Below are 16,460 nucleotides of genomic sequence, written 5' to 3'. Positions count from 1 at the left end.
GCAATCGCGCGACAGCAGGCGACACCGGCGGCTGGCGCCTGTCCTCGCGCGAAGGCCTGAGGCGGGCGAGGGCTCAGGAGGCGGGGGTCGCAGTCGTCGTCATCACGAGCAGCTGAGGGTCGGACAGGTCCAGGGCCACCGTGATGGCGGCGAATTCCGCGAGGGAACGGACGTGGGTGCCGCCACAGAGGATGACGGCCTCGCCCTCCGGGAGCTCGCAGTGCCAGCGCCGCCGGTCCACGATCGTCGGTCCGTCCACCTCGATGCGGCTCGCGGCAGCCGAGGCGACCCACGCGGTGAGCTGCGTATTGATGCGGTGCTCGCGGTCAGACAACGTCGCCGCGAACGTCTCGGTGTCGAATCCCGCGCGGCGCAGGCTCTTGCCCAGGCGGTACTCGTCGACGGCGCCGTCCTCGTGGATGCGGCTGGACTGGTTCGCCCGTCCCTCGAAGTCCGGGTTTCCCAGCGCATCCTCCCCCGGGTCCTTGCGCCAAAGGTCCGAGACGGCGATATCGAGAGCGAGGGAGGCGAGATGGCACGCGGTGTGACCGCGGCTGAGGCCGGCACGGTGCGCCTCGTCGACCGAGAGGGCCACGCGCGTCCCCTCCGCGAGCCAGGCGGGCGCGGCACCATCGAGCCGCTGGCCCACCAGCCAGGTCCACCCCTCGGTCCCACGCTTGACGGGGATCGCACTCCCCACCGCGAACGCGCCGTCATCCGAGACCGCCGCCATGAGCGCCTCGGTCACGTGGACGGCTCCGTCCTCGCCGGAGATCTCGCCGGTATCGCCGGGCTGATCGGGCCAGGTGTGATCGACGGGGTGGAACGGCGTGGCGTCGACGACGACCACGGCTCCGTCGGCATCGTCCGCCACGCGGGTCACGACGGCGTCTCCGCGGAGGCTGCCGTCCGGGAAGGTGACGATCGTGGGCGTGGTCATGGGGCTCCTCGGAGAGACGACGGAACGATGGTGCCGATCAGGCACGGGGTGTCAGTGGGACGGTGGGATCGTGAAGCTGGCGAGCCGGTCGCCGTCGACGACGAAGATCCCATCGGACTCGCCGTTGAAGACGCGACTGCTCCACCCGAAGCGGATGCGCGTCATGTCGCCGTCCGTGGTGGCGGAGAGCACGGTCATCCGTGCCCCGGCGCCGATCGCGTCGCTGTCCGCCCAGCCGCGCACGCCGTCGGCACCGGCTTTCACGGTGCCCCAGTCGCTCACGAAGCCGTCCGCGGTGAACGCGGCGACGAAGGCCTCGGTGTCTCCGGCATTGATCGCGTCGATCATCGTCTGGACCGGCGCGGGCAACAGGAAGTCGGACACAGGCGCTCCTCGAGTCAGGCCGTGACGACCTGGGCGGTGCCGAGCGGAGCGTCCGGGCCCATCTCGGCGGCGATGCGGTTCGCCTCCTCGATGAGGGTGGCGACGATGTCAGCCTCCGGGACGGTCTTGATGACCTCGCCCTTGACGAAGATCTGGCCCTTGCCGTTGCCGGACGCGACGCCGAGGTCGGCCTCGCGTGCCTCACCCGGGCCGTTCACGACGCAGCCCATGACGGCGACGCGCAGCGGCACCGTCATCTCCTTGAGCCCCTCGGTGACGTCTTCCGCGAGCGTGTAGACGTCGACCTGAGCCCGACCGCACGAGGGGCACGAGACGATCTCGAGCTTGCGCTCCCGGAGGTTGAGGGACTGGAGGATCTGGTGACCGACCTTGACCTCCTCGGCCGGCGGCGCGGACAGCGAGACGCGGATGGTGTCGCCGATGCCCTCCCCCAGCAGGATGCCGAAGGCGGTCGCGCTCTTGATCGTGCCCTGGAAGGCCGGTCCCGCCTCGGTCACGCCGAGGTGCAGCGGCCAGTCGCCCCGCTCGGCGAGCTGACGGTAGGCCTTGACCATGACGACGGGGTCGTTGTGCTTCACCGAGATCTTGAAGTCGTGGAAGTCGTGCTCCTCGAACAGCGACGCCTCCCAGACAGCGCTCTCGACGAGGGCCTCCGGAGTGGCCTTGCCGTACTTCTCGAGCAGGCGACGGTCGAGGGAGCCCGCGTTGACGCCGATACGGAGCGAGACACCCGCGTCCTTCGCTGCCTTGGCGATCTCGCCGACCTGGTCGTCGAACTTGCGGATGTTGCCCGGGTTGACCCGCACGGCGGCGCAGCCGGCGTCGATCGCCTGGAAGACGTACTTCGGCTGGAAGTGGATGTCCGCGATGACCGGGATCTGGCTCTTCTTCGCGATGATGTGCAGCACGTCGGCGTCGTCCTGCGAGGGCACGGCGACCCGGACGATCTCACAGCCGGAGGCGGTGAGCTCCGCGATCTGCTGCAGAGTCCCGTTGATGTCGGTGGTCTTCGTCGTCGTCATCGACTGCACGCTGACGGGCGCATCGCCGCCGACGAGCACCTTGCCCACCTTGATCTGACGGGACTTGCGACGCGGGGCGAGGACTTCGGGGACCTTCGGCATCCCAAGATTCACTGCTGGCACGATCCCAGCCTACGCCGCCAGGATGCGGAAGGGCTGGATGCGGCGGGTGTGGTAGTTTCGCCCCATGATCGCGCACATCACCTGGTGGCCCGCCTCCTAGGCGGTGTGTTCGCGTTCCCTCGAATCCAGACCGCCTCCGGGGCGGTCTTTTCGTTGCGCCGAGCCGGAGCCCTCGCACAGGAGACATCGATGACCCTCTCTCGCCTCGACGAGCTCAGCGCCGATCCCACCGCGTCCTTCGTGCTGATCGCCCGTGACGGCGCGGACACCGTGGAGCTGCTCACCGGCGCCGTGACCGATGTCGAGCTGCTCTCCGACATCCCTCTGACGTCCGAGGGAGAGCCCCGGGAGGTCTTCGCCCTCGTCCCCTACCGGCAGGTCCGAGAGCGCGGATTCGTCGCGCAGGACGACGGGGCGCCGCTGCGCTGCATCGTCGTGGACGAGCACCTCCATCTGCCGACCGCGGCTGTGCTCGATGCGCTTCCCACCGCGCCGATCCCACTGCGCGACGAGGGCTTCGACATCGCCGACGAGGAGTACGCCGCCATCGTCGAGACCGTGATCGCCGACGAGATCGGCCGCGGCGAGGGGGCGAACTTCGTCATCCGTCGCGACTTCACGGCGACCGTCGAGGCGGACGAACGGCAGGCGGCCCTCACCTGGTTCCGGGCTCTTCTCGCCCATGAGCGCGGGGCCTACTGGACGTTCGCGGTCTTCACCCCCGGCCACATCGCGGTGGGGGCGAGCCCGGAGGCGCACGTCGTGGCCCGCGGTGGCGTCGTCACCATGAACCCCATCTCGGGGACCTTCCGGCATCCGGCGGGCGGCGCGACGAAGGAGACGCTGACCGACTTCCTGGCCTCGACCAAGGAGACCGAGGAGCTGTTCATGGTCGTGGACGAGGAGCTCAAGATGATGAGCGCCGTCTGTGCCGATGGCGGACGCATCACGGGCCCGCATCTGAAGGAGATGTCGCGGCTGACGCACACGGAGTACATGCTGCGCGGTCGAAGCGCTCTGGACCCCCGGGACATCCTCCGCGAGACGATGTTCGCCCCGACCGTCACCGGCTCCCCCATGCAGAACGCCTGCGCCGTGATCCGGCGGCACGAGCGCAAGCCGCGGGGCTACTACTCCGGCGTCGCCGCGCTCTTCACCCCCAACGCCGACGGCGGCCACGACCTCGACGCGCCGATCCTCATCCGCACGGTGTATCTGCAGGACGGCGAGCTGAGCGTTCCCGTCGGCGCCACCCTCGTCCGCCACTCCGACCCGCACGGCGAGGTCTCCGAGACGCACGGCAAGGCAGCGGGTGTGCTCGGCGCCATCGGCGCGATCGACCGGGACCGTGTGGCGGAGGCCCGCAGCGACGCCGACGCCCCCGGTGAGCCCCGGCGTCTCGCCGACGACCCGGACGTCGCCGCGCTCCTCTCCTCGCGCAACGCCCGCCTCGCCGAGTTCTGGCTGAACCCGCAGGGTGAGGACTTCACGGGGCCGTTCTCCGGCCGCTCCGCCCTCGTGGTCGACGCCGAGGACCGCTTCACGACGATGCTCGCGCATCAGCTGCGGCACCTCGGGCTCGACGTGACCATCGCGTCCTGGGACGACGTGGACGACGAGGCGGTCGAGACGGCGGATCTCGTCGTCGCCGGTCCCGGCCCCGGCGACCCCCGAGGCGACGCGAGCCCGCGCATCGCCCGGATGCGCGAGGTCGTGGCGGCCCGCCTGCAGGCGCATGCCCCGCTGCTCGCGGTCTGCCTGAGCCACCAGATCCTGGCGGACCGGATGGGGATCGCGCTGACGCCCCTCGACGCTCCGCACCAGGGGCTGCAGAAGGCCGTGCCGGTGTTCGGCGAGGACGCCTCGATCGGGTTCTACAACACCTTCACGGCACGGGTCGACCCCGGAGTGACGACGGTGGGCGCGGCCGAGGTCTCCGCGGATCCGGCGACCGGAGACGTCTACGCCCTCCGCGGCGATGGGTTCGCATCGGTGCAGGGCCACCTCGAGTCGATCCTGTCCCGCGACGGCATCCGCACGCTGGAGCGTCTGGTCGCGCACGCCCTGCGCTGAGTGCGTCCCGGTCGCTCAGCCCAGCAGCTTGACCGGGTTGAAGAGGTCGGCCACCAGCAGCAGAGCTCCCATCGCGATCAGCAGCGTCGCGACGACGACGGTCAGCGGGACGAGTTTCGTGGCGTCGACCGGAGCCGGCGGCGGCCGCCGGAAGAGCTTCGCCCACGCCCGCTTGATCCCTTCCCAGAGCGCGACGACGATGTGTCCGCCGTCGAGGGGCAGCAGCGGGATGAGGTTGAACACGAAGAGCGCGACGTTGAGCGACCCGAGGAGGCCGAGCAGCACGGCGAAGCGGTTGAGGACCGGCGCGTCCGTCGCGGCCACCTCGCCCGCCAGACGCCCGACACCGACGACGCTCAGCGGCCCGTTCGGATCGCGTTCCCCACCCGTCACCAACGACACGCCCACGTCCCACAGCCGCACGGGCAGCGTGACGATCAGCGAGCCGACCCGTGCGACCGTGTCCGCCGCCATCTGCGGTCCGGCGGTGAGCGGCTGCTGCACGTAGCCCATCTGCGCGATCATGCCCGCGTAGCCGACCTCCTTCACGACGGGTTCGCCGTCGTCGTCGAGCACCGGCTGCCCGCTCGCATCCGTGATGGTGCGCTCCGCGGCGATCGGCGTGAGGGTGAGCGTCTGCTCCGTGCCGTCCCGGCGCACGACGAGATCGAGGGGCTGCCCCGGCGAGGCCTGCACGATCGCAGTCGCCTCGGCGAAGGTCGCCACCGGTGTCCCGTCGATCGACACGAGGACGTCGCCGGGCTGCACGTCGGCCGCCGCCGCCGGAGACTCCGGATCGTCGGCACCGCATTCGGTCGCCGACGATGAGGCAGGGACCACGCATTCGTTCACCGCCGCGACCGTCGTGGTGCCCTGCTGCACGCCGATTCCGCTGACGAGGACGGTGAAGATGACCACGGCCAGCACGAGGTTCATGAGCGGTCCCCCGAGCATGACGATCACGCGCTTCCAGACCGGCAGCTTGTAGAAGACCCGATCCTCGGCGCCCTCGGCGATCGTCTCATCGTTGGCCGAGCGCGCATCCTGGATGAGCGTGCGGAACGCGCCGGACGCGGGTCCGCTGTCCTTCGACGACGGGTACATCCCCGACATCGAGATGAAGCCGCCGAGAGGCAGGAGCTTGAAGCCGTACTCCGTCTCGCCGATCCGCTTCGACCACAGGCGCGGCCCGAAGCCGATCATGTACTGGCCGACACGCACGCCGAAGAGCTTCGCAGGGACGAGGTGACCGACCTCGTGCAGACCGATCGACAACCCGAGGCCGATCAGCATGAACACGATGCCGCCCAGATAGAGCAGGAATTCCACGTGCCCACGCTACTGCCCACCGCCTAGGAATCCGCCCGGCTCGCACAGCATGGCTAGGCTGGCGGGATGACGTCCCGGCAGCTGCGCTTCCTCCGCGCCGCCGCCGTGTCCGCGATCGCCACGCTCCTCGCAGCCGTGTCGCACACGCTCGCCGGCGGCGCCGCTCCGCACCCCCTGCTCATCGCCGCCGTCGCGGTGCTCTTCGTCCCGCTCTCCGCCGCGGTGGCCGGAGGTCGGCCGTCACGCGCACGGGTCGCCGTGGCCGTGCTCCTGGCGCAGGCCGCGTTCCACCTGCTCTTCCAGCTTCTGGGTGCGCCCACAGCGGGGGGCGCGTCCGTCATCGGCACGCACGCGCATCACCTCGACCTGGGCGCGCTCGCACCGCTGTCCTCGGCTCCCGGCCCGGACACGCTGATGCTGTCTGCGCACCTCGCCTGCGCGGTGCTGACCACGCTGCTGCTGTGGCACGGCGAGAGCGTGTTGCGCGCGATCGCCCGCTGGTTCCAGGCCGCGCTCCGGCGCGCGGCGACTCCCGCCTCCGCGCCTCCCGCACCGCCGCGTCCGCTGCGCTCCGCTCGCCGCTCTCCGCTCGATGCCGCGATGACCGTGGTGGTGTCGCGGCGCGGTCCGCCGGTGCCCGTCGGCGGCTGAGCCGCCCCGCCGACCCTGCCGTCCTCGAGAGACGGCCCCTTCGGGCCGCGCTGTTCCCGCGCGCCCCCACACGAGCATCTGGAGACCCCATGTCGAACCCCACCATCCGCCCCCGCCGTCCGCGCCGCGCCCTCCTCGGAGCCACCGGCATCATCGGCGGACTCGCCCTCGCCCTCGCCGTCCCGGCGATGGCCGGCGCCCACGTCACCGTCAGCCCTGACGAGCTCGCCGCCGGCGACCACGGCGTGCTGACCTTCTCCTTCTCGCACGGGTGCGGCACCTCGCCCACCACAGCCCTGCGCGTCACCATGCCGGAGGGCCTCGCCTCCGTCGCCCCGACGCTCGACGGCGACTGGAGCATCCAGGTGGAACGCGGCGACGACGGTCTCGTGAGCGCGGTCACCTACACCGCCCTCACGCCCGTGCCGACCGACCTCCGCGGCGCCGTCAGCATGTCGGTGGGACTGGACGAGGACACGCCAGGGACGCTCGCCTTCCCGGTGGTCCAGCAGTGCGTCGACGGGGCGACGGAGTGGACGCAGCTCGCCGAGAAGGGTGAGGATCCGCACGACCTCGACTCCCCCGCTCCCGTCGTGACGGTGACGGACAACGTCGAGGGCGGTCACGGCACGAGCACCGCACCGCAGCCCGCGACGGCCGACACCGGCGACGACGCCCTGGTCATCGCGCTGGGCGCCGGTGGCCTCCTCGCCGGGGTCGCGGCGCTCGTGGTCGCCGTGCTCGCGTTCCGCCGCCGCGCCTGAGCGTCCCGGGTCCGCCGCGCCCTGCTCCGGCGCGCGGCGGACCGACCCGCCCGGGGCGACACCGCCGTCATGAGAACATGGAGACGACATGTCGATGGAACAACAGCCGACCCTGCCCCCCGTGCTCCGCCCCGCGAACCCGCCCCGGCGCGAGCTGTCCGAACTCGCCTCCCGATTCGCCCGCTCCGTGCGCGGCGACGTGGAGGGCGTCGCTCTCAGTGGCATCACCCTCGCCACGGCGGACCTGCGTCCCGGCGAGGCGTTCGTCGCGATCCGCGGCGTGAACCGCCACGGCGCGGACTTCGCCAAGACCGCTGCCGAGAAGGGGGCGGTCGCCGTGATCACGGACCAGGCGGGCGCCGACATCGCCGCGGACGCCGGCCTCCCGATCCTCATCGTCGACGACCCCCGCGGCGTGCTCGGCGCGCTGAGCGCCTGGGTGTACGGCACGGGAGCGGAGGACCCGCTTCCCCTCCTCTTCGCGACCACCGGGACGAACGGCAAGACGAGCGTCTCGCACCTCCTCGAGGGCATCCTCGAACAGATGGGCGTCGTCACCGGGCTCTCCTCCACGGCCGAACGACACATCGCGGGCGAGGTCATCGTCTCGCGGCTCACCACCCCTGAGGCGTCGGAGATGCACGCCCTGCTCGCGCTGATGCGGGAGCGCGAGGTCGAGGCCGTCGCGGTCGAGGTCAGCGCCCAGGCCCTCTCCCGGCACCGTGTCGACGGCATCCGGTTCGACGTCGCGGGATTCACGAACCTCAGCCACGACCACCTCGACGACTACGCCGACATGGAGGAGTACTTCGAGGCGAAGCTGCCGCTCTTCCGGCCCGATCGCGCCGTCCGCGGCGTCGTGTGCCTCGACTCCGCCTCCGGGGCCCTGGTCGTGGAGCGCTCCGAGATCCCCGTCATCACCGTCGGGACGCCCTCCATCGCCGCCGACGCCGATCAGGCATCGCGAGCGGACTGGGTGGTCGTCATCGACGACGAGCGGACGACCGGAACGACGTTCACGATGACGGGACCGGCTGGCACGCTCACCACGACCGTCCCGGTGATCGGCCCCCACATGGCCGCGAACGCGGCGCTCGCGATCGTCATGTTGCTCGAGGGCGGCTATGCCTGGGAGCGGATCGTCGAGGCCCTGCAGCGCGACGGCGGCATCCACGCCTACCTGCCAGGGCGCACGCAGCTCGTCTCAGGCGCGCGGGGGCCGGCCGTCTTCGTCGACTTCGGCCACTCGCCCGACGCCTTCGAGAAGACCCTGGCCGCCGTGCGGCGGGTCACTCCCGGCAAGGTGCTCATGCTCTTCGGCGCCGACGGCGACCGGGACGCCAGCAAGCGCTTCGACATGGCCCGCACCGCGGTGGAGGGCAGCGACATCCTCGTCGTGACGGATCACCACCCGCGATTCGAAGACCCGGCGTCGATCCGCGCGACGCTCGTCGAGGGCGCGCGTCGCGCCCGTCCCGACGCCGAGATCCACGAGTACTCCCCGCCGGAGGCCGCGATCGTGGCCGCCGTCGGACTCGTCGGCGACGGCGACGCGATCCTCTGGGCCGGCCCCGGGCACCAGGACTACCGCGACATCCGAGGGGTGCGGACGCCGTACTCGGCCCGCGAGCTCTCCCGGCGTGCGTTGAAGGCCGCCGGCTGGCCGGTGCCGGAGCCGCGCTGGCCCGTGCCGTACCCGGACGAGGACTGAGCCCGCGCCGCGTCAGACGGCGGCGATGAGCTGGTCGGCCTTCCGCCGCGCCCAGTCCTCGGCCGCCGCGAGCGATTCCACGGTCAACGCGTCCGGAGCGTCGTGCGCGTCGACGACCCGCTGCACGGTGTCGACGATGCCGAGGAACGGCAGGCGCCCTTCGTGGAACGCGTCCACGGCCTGCTCGTTGGCGGCGTTGTAGACGGCGGGGAAAGTGCCTCCGGCGCGCCCGACGGCCTTTGCGAGCGCCACCGCGGGGAAGGCGTCGTCGTCGAGCGGCTCGAAGGTCCAGGACGTCGCCGTGGTCCAGTCCAGCGGACGGCCCACACCGCCCACGCGGTGCGGCCAGTCCAGGCCCAGCGAGATCGGCAGACGCATGTCCGGCGGCGAGGCCTGCGCGATGGTCGAGCCGTCGACGAACTCCACCATGGAGTGGACGATCGACTGCGGGTGCACGACGACGTCGATGTCGTCGTAGGGCACATCGAACAGCAGGTGCGCCTCGATGACCTCAAGCCCCTTGTTGACCAGGGTCGCCGAATTCGTGGTGACCGTGCGACCCATGTTCCACGTCGGATGCGCCAGCGCCTGTTCCGGGGTCACTCCGGTGAGCTCGTCGCGCGACCTGCCGCGGAACGGGCCACCCGAGGCCGTGACCACCAGACGGCGGATCTCATCGTGTGTGCCGGAGCGCAGGGCCTGGGCGAGCGCGGAGTGCTCGGAGTCCACGGGGACGATCTGCCCGGGTGCCGCGGCGGCGAGCACGAGATCACCGCCGACGATCAGCGACTCCTTGTTCGCCAGCGCGAGGGTCCGCCCCTCCTCCAGCGCAGCGAGCGTCGAGCCGAGACCGATCGAGCCGGTGATGGCGTTCAGCACCACATCGGCTTCGACGTCGCGGACCAGCTGCTCAGCCTCGACCGCGCCGAGAGCCGTGTGCTCCACCTGGAACTGCGCCGCCTGCTCGGCCACCATCGTGGCGTTCGACCCCGCGGCGAGACCGACGAGCTCGAAGCGTCGCGGATTGGCGCGGATCACATCCAGCGCCTGCGTGCCGATGGAACCGGTGGAGCCGAGGATGATGACGCGACGCATGACGCCAGCCTAGGACACGCCGCCGGCTCTCCCGGGCCGCGGCTACTGCTGCGGCTGGACCGGAGTCGTGGCGAGGATGTCGACGACGAACACGAGGCTCTCGTCCTGCAGCTCGTGCCCCTCGCTCGCGCCGTAGCCATCGGACGGCGGCATGACGACGAGAACCTGCGAACCGACCTTCTGACCCTCGAGCGCCTTCTGGAACCCGGCGACGACTCCCGTCGTCTGGAACTGGGCGGGGGCCGCATCGCGGCTCCAGCTGGAGTCGAACTCTTCGCCGTCGGACCACTTCACCCCGAGGTACTGGACCACGACGAGGTCGCCGGACGCCACCGTTGCGCCGTCGCCCTGCTTGAGGACGGAGACCTTCGTCTCGGTCGGCGCATCGCCGTCCGGGATCGTGACGGACGGCTTGCCATCGTCGTCGAGCTCGACCTCGGGCATGCCGGCGGTCGGCTCGACCTCCTTGCCGGAGGCGACCTCGGGGAGCCGGTCGACGGCCTCCGCGTAGACGACGATGTTGCTCTGCCCCTCACCGAGCGCGCTGCCGGGGATGGCGAGGACGACGCGGGATCCGACCGGCTCGCACTCGAGCGCGGCGACGAACAGCGACGACTGGTTCGGGTCGAGGAGCACGGGGAGCGTGCCGTCCTCGCCGCGCGCCGACGAGTCGACCACGTCGCCGCTGGCGGCATCGACGATCTGATACTGGACGGAGACGAGGTCGTTCGCCGCGAGGTCGTCTCCCTCGCCCTCGGACACGACGGTCCGCTCGACGTTCGCGAACTCCGCATCGGCGGGAACCGTGATCTTGGCGTCGAGACCTTCGCCGTCCACCTCGATGGCGTCCGAGGTGTCGCCGGCCTTCGCGTTCACGAGGCACTGGCTCGACCCGGAGGCGTCCGGAGAGGAGGTGCTCTGCGGATCGCCGTTCCCGGAGCATCCCGCCAGCAGCAGGGTCGCCGCAGCGACGGTGGACAGGACGAGCAGCGGACGGGTGCGCACAGGAAGACCTCACGATCGCGGGCGGGAGCTTCCATCCTGCCTCATCGCCCTTTGCTCGCGCTGGGAAGCGGCGGCGCGAGTCTTCATTCCCACGTCGGCATGGATCCGGGAGTAGCCTGCTCTGATGAGCTCTGAGCAGTCCGTGGACCCCGAAACCCCCTCAGAGGACTCCCCGAAGCCCCGGCACGCCGGCTTCACCTACACGCTGGGCCGCAGCCTCATCGCCCCGCTCGCCCGGCTCGTCTACCGGCCGCGCATCGAAGGACGTGAGCACGTCCCCACCGCAGGCCCGGTGATCTTCGCCAGCAACCACCTGTCGTTCATCGACTCCATCGCCATCCCGGTGGCGGCTCCGCGTCCCGTGCACTTCCTCGCCAAGTCGAGCTACTTCGAGGGCACCGGCATGAAGGGCTGGGCGTCCAAGACGTTCTTCGAGGCGATCGGTGCGATCCCGGTCCGCCGCGGCGCCGGCCAGGCGGCGCTGGACGCCCTAGACCTGCAGCGTCAGCTCCTCGACGAGGGCCTCGCCGTCGCGCTCTACCCTGAGGGCACCCGCTCCACCGACGGCCGGTTGTACAAGGGCCGCACGGGCGTGGCCTTCCTCGCTCTGCAGACGGGAGCACCCGTCGTCCCCGTGGGACTTATCGGTACCGACAAGGTGATGCCGGTCGGCGCCAAGATGCCCACGCTGTCCGAGCGGATCACCGTGCGCTTCGGCGAGCCCCTGGATCTGTCGCCGCACGGACCGGCCACGAGCGGCCGCGCGCGCCGGCTCGCGACCGACGAGATCATGGCCGCGATCCACGCGCTCTCCGGACAGGAGCTCGCGGGCACCTACAACGAGGCGCCGGCTCAGAAGACGATCGAGAAGATCAAGCAGGCGCTCCCGCACGAACGCCGCTGAGGAGTCCGTTCAGCCGGCGGCCGTCACCGTCGCTTCGTGCCGGACGGGGAAGTTGACCGAGTTGGCGATGAAGCACCACTCGTTCGCCTGAGCGTGCGCGCGCTCGGCCGCCTCGATCATCGAGGCCTCGGCGACGACGACCTCCGGGCGCAGCAGCACCTCGACGAAGGAACCGCCGCCGGCGCCGTTCTCGCGCATCAGGCCGCTCGCGGTGTCCCGGTAGGACACGACCACCACTCCGGCCGTCACGCAGGCGTGCAGGTACGACAGGAGATGGCACTCGGAGAGCGAGGCCAGCAGCAGATCCTCCGGATTCCACCGCGCCGGATCGCCGCGGAACGGCTTGTCGGAGGAGGCGAGCAGCTCGGGCTTGCCCGCGACTTCGATCGTGACATCGCGGCGGTAGTCCCGGTAGCCGCTCGTGCCGGATCCGGTGTTGCCGGTCCAGGTGGAGGTGAGGGCGTAGCGGTGCTCGCCGAGGGACCGCGGAGTCGTCTGCTCTGGCATGCGCTCAGTCTGCCAGGTGCGGCCGACACGGCGCCGACTCGGCACCCGACCAGGCTGGGCCGGACCCGCCGGTAGAGTTGTCGGGTGCTGGAGACTCTCACCGTTCAGGATTCCGTCGAGCTCGCCGTCGTGGAGCGGAGCGGCTTCATCGAGTCGCGTCACGCCGGGGCGGCCGTGGTGCTCTCGCCCGAGGGTGAGGTGGTCGCGCGGCACGGGAATGCGGATGCGCTGATCCTCCCCCGTTCCAGCCTGAAGCCCCTGCAGGCGGTCGCCTGCCTCACCGCCGGTGCGGTACTCGAGGGCGAGCAGCTGGCGCTGTCGACGGCGAGCCATTCCGGCACCGATCGGCACGCCGAGGTCGTGCGCGAGATGCTCACCGCGGGCGGCCTCAACGAGGACGACCTCGCGTGTCCTCCCGCCTGGCCGAGCGACTCCGCGACCCGCGATGAGATGGTGCGCGAGCACGGCCAGGAGGCGCGCATCCGCATGAACTGCTCGGGCAAGCACGCCGCGATGCTCCGCGCCTGCGTCGCGACGGGCTGGCCGACCGACGGCTACCTCGACCCCTCGCATCCGCTCCAGGCGCACATCCGCGATGTGATCGCCCGGCTGACCGGCGAGAAGATGGCCCACACCGCGATCGACGGCTGCGGTGCCCCCGTGTACGCGCTCAGCCTCACCGGACTGGCCCGCGCGATCCACCGCATCGGAACCGCCTCCGAGCGCTCCCCCTTCGCGCTGCACCGCGTGGCGGGCTCGTTGGTGAAGGCGGTGCGCGAGAACCCCTGGACCATCGACGGCCCCGGGCGCCCTGACACGATCGCGATCGAACGGCTCGGGGTCTTCGCCAAGGGCGGCGCGGAGGGTGTCATGGTGATGGTCGCCCCGAACGGGACCACGGTGGCGCTGAAGATGCTCGACGGCGGCGCACGCGCGTCCACGATCGTGGCCGCCACGCTGCTGGCACGCGCGGGCGGGCTCAGCGACGCCGACGTGACCGGACTGGCCGACTCCCTGCCGCTCACGGTGCTCGGAGGCGGCGCGAACGTCGGCGCGATCCGTCCGGGTGCGGGCATCTGACCCGACCTCGTCGTCCCCGTGCCGCTGACCGTCATCGCCGGTCCAGCGCCGGGAGGACCACCCGCCGGGGAGGGCGGTCTCCGATCACGGACCAGGCCCGCCCGGCGTCCGGTCGCGCGTACGGCGGCTGAGCGCGGATGCCGACGAGCTGGCGGAGCTCGCCGGGCCGCTCCGCCCGGATGAGCACCTCCCCCTGCGATCGCACCCGCTGCCACAGTGCCCACTGACGCTGCCAGTTCTCGGCATCGCCCACCAGCACGAGCGGTCGCCCCGTTCCGCTCACCTCCGGACCCACCGCCTGTACGTCGCAGTCGGGATGCGCGGCCGCCAACGCCGCGACGACGCCGACGACGCCCGGGGTGACCAACGCCGTGATCTCCGCCTGCGGCACCCACACCGGCGTGCTCCCCCGCAGCTCTCCGGAGCGCGACTCCACCCCGGGACCCTCCACCCAGGCGAACTGCATCTCCCGCTCTCCGCACACGGCCCTCCCCGGCGGACGATCGCGTCGGAAGTGAGCGACCTCGCCGCCCGCGGCGATGTGCTCGACGCGGGTTGGCATCCGCAGCAGGGCCCGACGCGGGAGTGCCTCCAGCACGCGGGCCAGCGGACCCGTCGCCCGACCGGCCGCGAGCACCCAGGTGACGGTGGCCGATGATCGCACCAGCTGCTCCCACCGCTGGACGAACTCGTGGCCGACGTCGAGAGGCAGGCGCGCGTGGAGCAGATCGAGATCATCCGCGAGCACGACGTCGGGTGGCGCCGTGCCGCCCTCGACCCACGCGGCAAGCAGGTCGACGGCCGCTTCGGGATCATCCGGGAACCACGCGCTGTGGCGATGCTGCGCTGCGATCACACGCAAGGCTGTCGTCCGCCCCGTTCCCGGGGCGCCGAGGACCACGAGCCCGCGGTCGCGGCCAGGATGCAGAATCTCCAGCGGCTGCGCCTGATTCTCGGGCTCGTCAGCGCGTCCGAGCACCAGGGAGGGCCCGGCTTCCGAAGGCGCGGACCCTGCCCGAGCGGTCAGCAGCGCGTCGAGCGGCAGGCGCGTCGGGAGAGCGGGTCGCCACGGAGGTGGAGACGTCGGCGCTCCCGCCCATCGCTGCGCGATCCGTCGGATGACGTCGTCATCGGTGAGGGCGATGCGCACCGGCAGCGGCTCGTCGTCCTGCGGGCGACGGAGGAGCGCACGGCCTCGGCCCTCCGCTCCGCCGGGAAGCTCGGCGGCGCCGGAGGTGCCGAGCATCGCCCTGCTGTCAGAAGTCTCGGCGACGCGCAGGCTCAGCCGCAGCGGGCAGTTCGTCGCGAGCGCATCGCGAATGACCCCGGCGGCGCGCTGCGTGCCGAGGACCAGGTGCATGCCCAGGGCGCGCCCCCGCGCCGCGACGTCGGTGAACACCGCCGCCAGCTCTGTGTGCTCCTGCAGCAGGGCGGCGAACTCGTCGACGACGATCAGGAGTCTGGGAAGGTCGGTCTCACGCACGTCGCGCGCCTGCGCCGCCGCGAGGGCACCCTCACGGCGGCGCATCTCTGCAGCCAGGCTGGCGACGCCGCGCCGCGCCTCCGTCTCGTCGAGGTCCGTGAGGACGCCGACGACCTGCGGCAGCTCACGCAGGCGATCGAAGGCCGTCCCTCCTTTGAAGTCCGCGAGGAGGACACTCACCCGCTCCGGCCCGTACCCCGCGCAGACGGCGGCGACCCATGTGATGAGGAGTTCGCTCTTGCCTGTCCCCGTCATCCCCGTCACGATCGCGTGCGGGCCGTCCTCGACGATGTCGGCCATCACCGGGGCATCGTGTGCTCCGCGACCGAGCGCCACGAGGAGGCCTGGGCCCACCGGTGGCTGCGGAAGGTCCCGGAGCGCCACCGCCGCCCCGGTCGCCTCCGTCGCGGACCCTTTCCCGCCGCACAGCTCGGCGGCCGCCGTCGCCTGCGCCGACGACAGGTACTCGACGTCCACCCCGTCCTCGCCGTCCGGGGTGCGCAGAGTCGCCGCACCGGGTTCCACGATGTCGACCACCGTCGTGATGCCGTCCGGAACGTCCGCACCGGTCGGCAGGGTCCAGATCACCGCATCGGCGCTCGGGGCCGATGCGGCCTCCTCTGCGAGGGCGAGCCGGAAACCACCGCGTCGCGCCTGCTGCATGTGCGGGAAGCCCGCCAGCGCCCCGTCCCGCGCCGGGTCGCCGACGAGGGAGAGCACACTCGGGGAGAAGCGGAGACAGAGCTGGACGACGAGCGCACGTGCGGCGGCCCTGGCGAGCGGCTGCGGGCCCCGCAGGCATACTCCTCGACCGAGGAGGACGACCCGCGGCGCGTCTTCCAGGACACCGCACCGGCGGCGGAACGCAGCGGCGCGCTCGTCGTCACCGCCCTCGCAGCGCACGGTGCTGACCCGGGATCCGCGTCCCACGACGAGCGGAGTGTCGTGGTCGGGCGGCCGGGCATCCTGCAACGGGCGGCTGCGCAGACACGAGGCGGCATCCGGGTGACGACGTTCCTCGTCTGCGCGCTCCTCCGCGTGGCGGCGGTGCAGCTGGGCTTCGACCTCTGCCCATGCGGCGTCCATCCGGAGCACCTCGGCTCGCCGTTCGCGACGACGTCCGCGGGCTGCGTCGAGGAGCGACGCGCCCAGCATCAGCGGCCCGAGAGCCGCGAACCAGAGCGCATGCAGCGCACCGGTCGTGAACCAGAGAGCCAGACCGACTCCCACGGGGACGACGGCGGCGATGAGGGGAAGCGGGCGCCGCCGGGCCGGCGCCATGGCGGACGGGAGGACCAGGGGCGAGGAGTGCATGCCTCCAGTGGAGCTCACCGCCGGGGCGGATAGGGCCCCTCCACAGGGTCCGGA

The 16,460-nt window shown here is 71.7% G+C and carries 14 protein-coding genes; 6 read left to right on the top strand and 8 right to left on the bottom strand.

What is annotated here, in order from left to right; all coding sequences use genetic code 11:
• Positions 1-73: 73 nt before the first annotated feature.
• Genes AB0310_RS03115 through ispG form a run of 3 tightly spaced genes read right to left on the bottom strand, consistent with a single transcriptional unit; the run spans position 74 to position 2,469 of the window.
• The gene (locus tag AB0310_RS03115; protein WP_366236567.1) at positions 74-940 is read right to left on the bottom strand and encodes an alanyl-tRNA editing protein; all 867 of its coding nucleotides are present in this window, start codon (positions 938-940) and stop codon (positions 74-76) included.
• A gap of 51 nt (positions 941-991) precedes the next feature.
• Complete coding sequence (locus AB0310_RS03110; protein WP_268776464.1) at positions 992-1,324, bottom strand: nuclear transport factor 2 family protein; 333 nt, start codon at positions 1,322-1,324, stop codon at positions 992-994.
• A gap of 14 nt (positions 1,325-1,338) precedes the next feature.
• On the bottom strand, positions 1,339-2,469 hold the full coding sequence (gene ispG, locus AB0310_RS03105; RefSeq protein WP_025103167.1) for a flavodoxin-dependent (E)-4-hydroxy-3-methylbut-2-enyl-diphosphate synthase: 1,131 nt from the start codon (positions 2,467-2,469) through the stop codon (positions 1,339-1,341).
• A 210-nt stretch (positions 2,470-2,679) separates the two neighbouring features.
• Here ispG and AB0310_RS03100 point away from each other — a divergent pair, with 210 nt between their 5' ends.
• Positions 2,680-4,563 (top strand): chorismate-binding protein, encoded by a 1,884-nt coding sequence (locus AB0310_RS03100; protein ID WP_366236566.1) that lies wholly within the window; start codon positions 2,680-2,682, stop codon positions 4,561-4,563.
• Positions 4,564-4,578: 15 nt separating this feature from the next.
• Here the strand turns inward: AB0310_RS03100 and AB0310_RS03095 are convergent, their stop codons facing one another.
• Complete coding sequence (locus AB0310_RS03095; protein ID WP_259953691.1) at positions 4,579-5,892, bottom strand: M50 family metallopeptidase; 1,314 nt, start codon at positions 5,890-5,892, stop codon at positions 4,579-4,581.
• A gap of 66 nt (positions 5,893-5,958) precedes the next feature.
• Here AB0310_RS03095 and AB0310_RS03090 point away from each other — a divergent pair, with 66 nt between their 5' ends.
• The 3 genes from AB0310_RS03090 to AB0310_RS03080 all read left to right on the top strand — a co-directional run bounded on the left by AB0310_RS03090 (position 5,959) and on the right by AB0310_RS03080 (position 9,018).
• Positions 5,959-6,543: a hypothetical protein gene (locus AB0310_RS03090; RefSeq protein WP_366236565.1), complete on the top strand. Its 585-nt coding sequence runs from the start codon at positions 5,959-5,961 to the stop codon at positions 6,541-6,543.
• Positions 6,544-6,632: 89 nt separating this feature from the next.
• Positions 6,633-7,307, top strand: coding sequence for a YcnI family copper-binding membrane protein (locus AB0310_RS03085; RefSeq protein ID WP_366236564.1), 675 nt, complete (start codon positions 6,633-6,635; stop codon positions 7,305-7,307).
• 94 nt (positions 7,308-7,401) lie between these two features.
• Positions 7,402-9,018, top strand: a complete 1,617-nt coding sequence (locus tag AB0310_RS03080; protein ID WP_292795772.1) for a Mur ligase family protein — start codon at positions 7,402-7,404, stop codon at positions 9,016-9,018.
• A 12-nt stretch (positions 9,019-9,030) separates the two neighbouring features.
• Here AB0310_RS03080 and dxr read toward each other — a convergent pair whose 3' ends face one another.
• Together dxr and AB0310_RS03070 are read right to left on the bottom strand one after the other, a co-directional pair.
• Positions 9,031-10,113, bottom strand: coding sequence for a 1-deoxy-D-xylulose-5-phosphate reductoisomerase (gene dxr / locus AB0310_RS03075; RefSeq protein WP_187663831.1), 1,083 nt, complete (start codon positions 10,111-10,113; stop codon positions 9,031-9,033).
• Positions 10,114-10,155: 42 nt separating this feature from the next.
• A complete protein-coding gene (locus tag AB0310_RS03070) occupies positions 10,156-11,118 on the bottom strand; it encodes an FKBP-type peptidyl-prolyl cis-trans isomerase (protein ID WP_187663830.1) in 963 nt (320 codons plus the stop codon).
• Between the two features lie 124 nt (positions 11,119-11,242).
• Between AB0310_RS03070 and AB0310_RS03065 the strand changes: the two genes are divergently transcribed.
• Positions 11,243-12,022 carry a lysophospholipid acyltransferase family protein gene (locus AB0310_RS03065; RefSeq protein ID WP_366236563.1) on the top strand — a complete coding sequence of 260 codons (780 nt, stop codon included), beginning with the start codon at positions 11,243-11,245 and terminating at the stop codon, positions 12,020-12,022.
• A 9-nt stretch (positions 12,023-12,031) separates the two neighbouring features.
• Here the strand turns inward: AB0310_RS03065 and AB0310_RS03060 are convergent, their stop codons facing one another.
• A complete protein-coding gene (locus tag AB0310_RS03060) occupies positions 12,032-12,529 on the bottom strand; it encodes an OsmC family protein (protein ID WP_259953684.1) in 498 nt (165 codons plus the stop codon).
• An 84-nt stretch (positions 12,530-12,613) separates the two neighbouring features.
• On the opposite strand from AB0310_RS03060, the gene AB0310_RS03055 reads away from it, so the two are divergent.
• Complete coding sequence (locus tag AB0310_RS03055; RefSeq protein WP_259953683.1) at positions 12,614-13,609, top strand: asparaginase; 996 nt, start codon at positions 12,614-12,616, stop codon at positions 13,607-13,609.
• A gap of 31 nt (positions 13,610-13,640) precedes the next feature.
• On the opposite strand, the gene AB0310_RS03050 is transcribed toward AB0310_RS03055, so the two are convergent.
• Entirely contained in the window at positions 13,641-16,406 is a 2,766-nt protein-coding gene (locus AB0310_RS03050) for an FtsK/SpoIIIE domain-containing protein (protein WP_366236562.1), read from the bottom strand.
• Positions 16,407-16,460 lie beyond the last annotated feature (54 nt).

The sequence above is a fragment of the Microbacterium meiriae genome, assembly GCF_040702565.1.
In the GTDB taxonomy this organism is placed as follows: Bacteria; Actinomycetota; Actinomycetes; order Actinomycetales; family Microbacteriaceae; genus Microbacterium; species Microbacterium meiriae.
Note: the sequence above shows the minus strand (reverse complement) of the source record. Positions and strands in the feature narration are given on the sequence as shown.

Bases quoted from the DNA above. Each gene is read 5' to 3' on its own strand.
- ispG (WP_025103167.1), bottom strand. From the start codon at position 2,469: ATGCCGAAGGTCCCCGAAGTCCTCGCCCCGCGTCGCAAGTCCCGTCAG.
- AB0310_RS03050 (WP_366236562.1), bottom strand. From the start codon at position 16,406: ATGCACTCCTCGCCCCTGGTCCTCCCGTCCGCCATGGCGCCGGCCCGG.
- AB0310_RS03085 (WP_366236564.1), top strand. From the start codon at position 6,633: ATGTCGAACCCCACCATCCGCCCCCGCCGTCCGCGCCGCGCCCTCCTC.
- AB0310_RS03100 (WP_366236566.1), top strand. From the start codon at position 2,680: ATGACCCTCTCTCGCCTCGACGAGCTCAGCGCCGATCCCACCGCGTCC.
- dxr (WP_187663831.1), bottom strand. From the start codon at position 10,113: ATGCGTCGCGTCATCATCCTCGGCTCCACCGGTTCCATCGGCACGCAG.
- AB0310_RS03090 (WP_366236565.1), top strand. From the start codon at position 5,959: ATGACGTCCCGGCAGCTGCGCTTCCTCCGCGCCGCCGCCGTGTCCGCG.
- AB0310_RS03060 (WP_259953684.1), bottom strand. From the start codon at position 12,529: ATGCCAGAGCAGACGACTCCGCGGTCCCTCGGCGAGCACCGCTACGCC.
- AB0310_RS03115 (WP_366236567.1), bottom strand. From the start codon at position 940: ATGACCACGCCCACGATCGTCACCTTCCCGGACGGCAGCCTCCGCGGA.
- AB0310_RS03065 (WP_366236563.1), top strand. From the start codon at position 11,243: ATGAGCTCTGAGCAGTCCGTGGACCCCGAAACCCCCTCAGAGGACTCC.
- AB0310_RS03080 (WP_292795772.1), top strand. From the start codon at position 7,402: ATGGAACAACAGCCGACCCTGCCCCCCGTGCTCCGCCCCGCGAACCCG.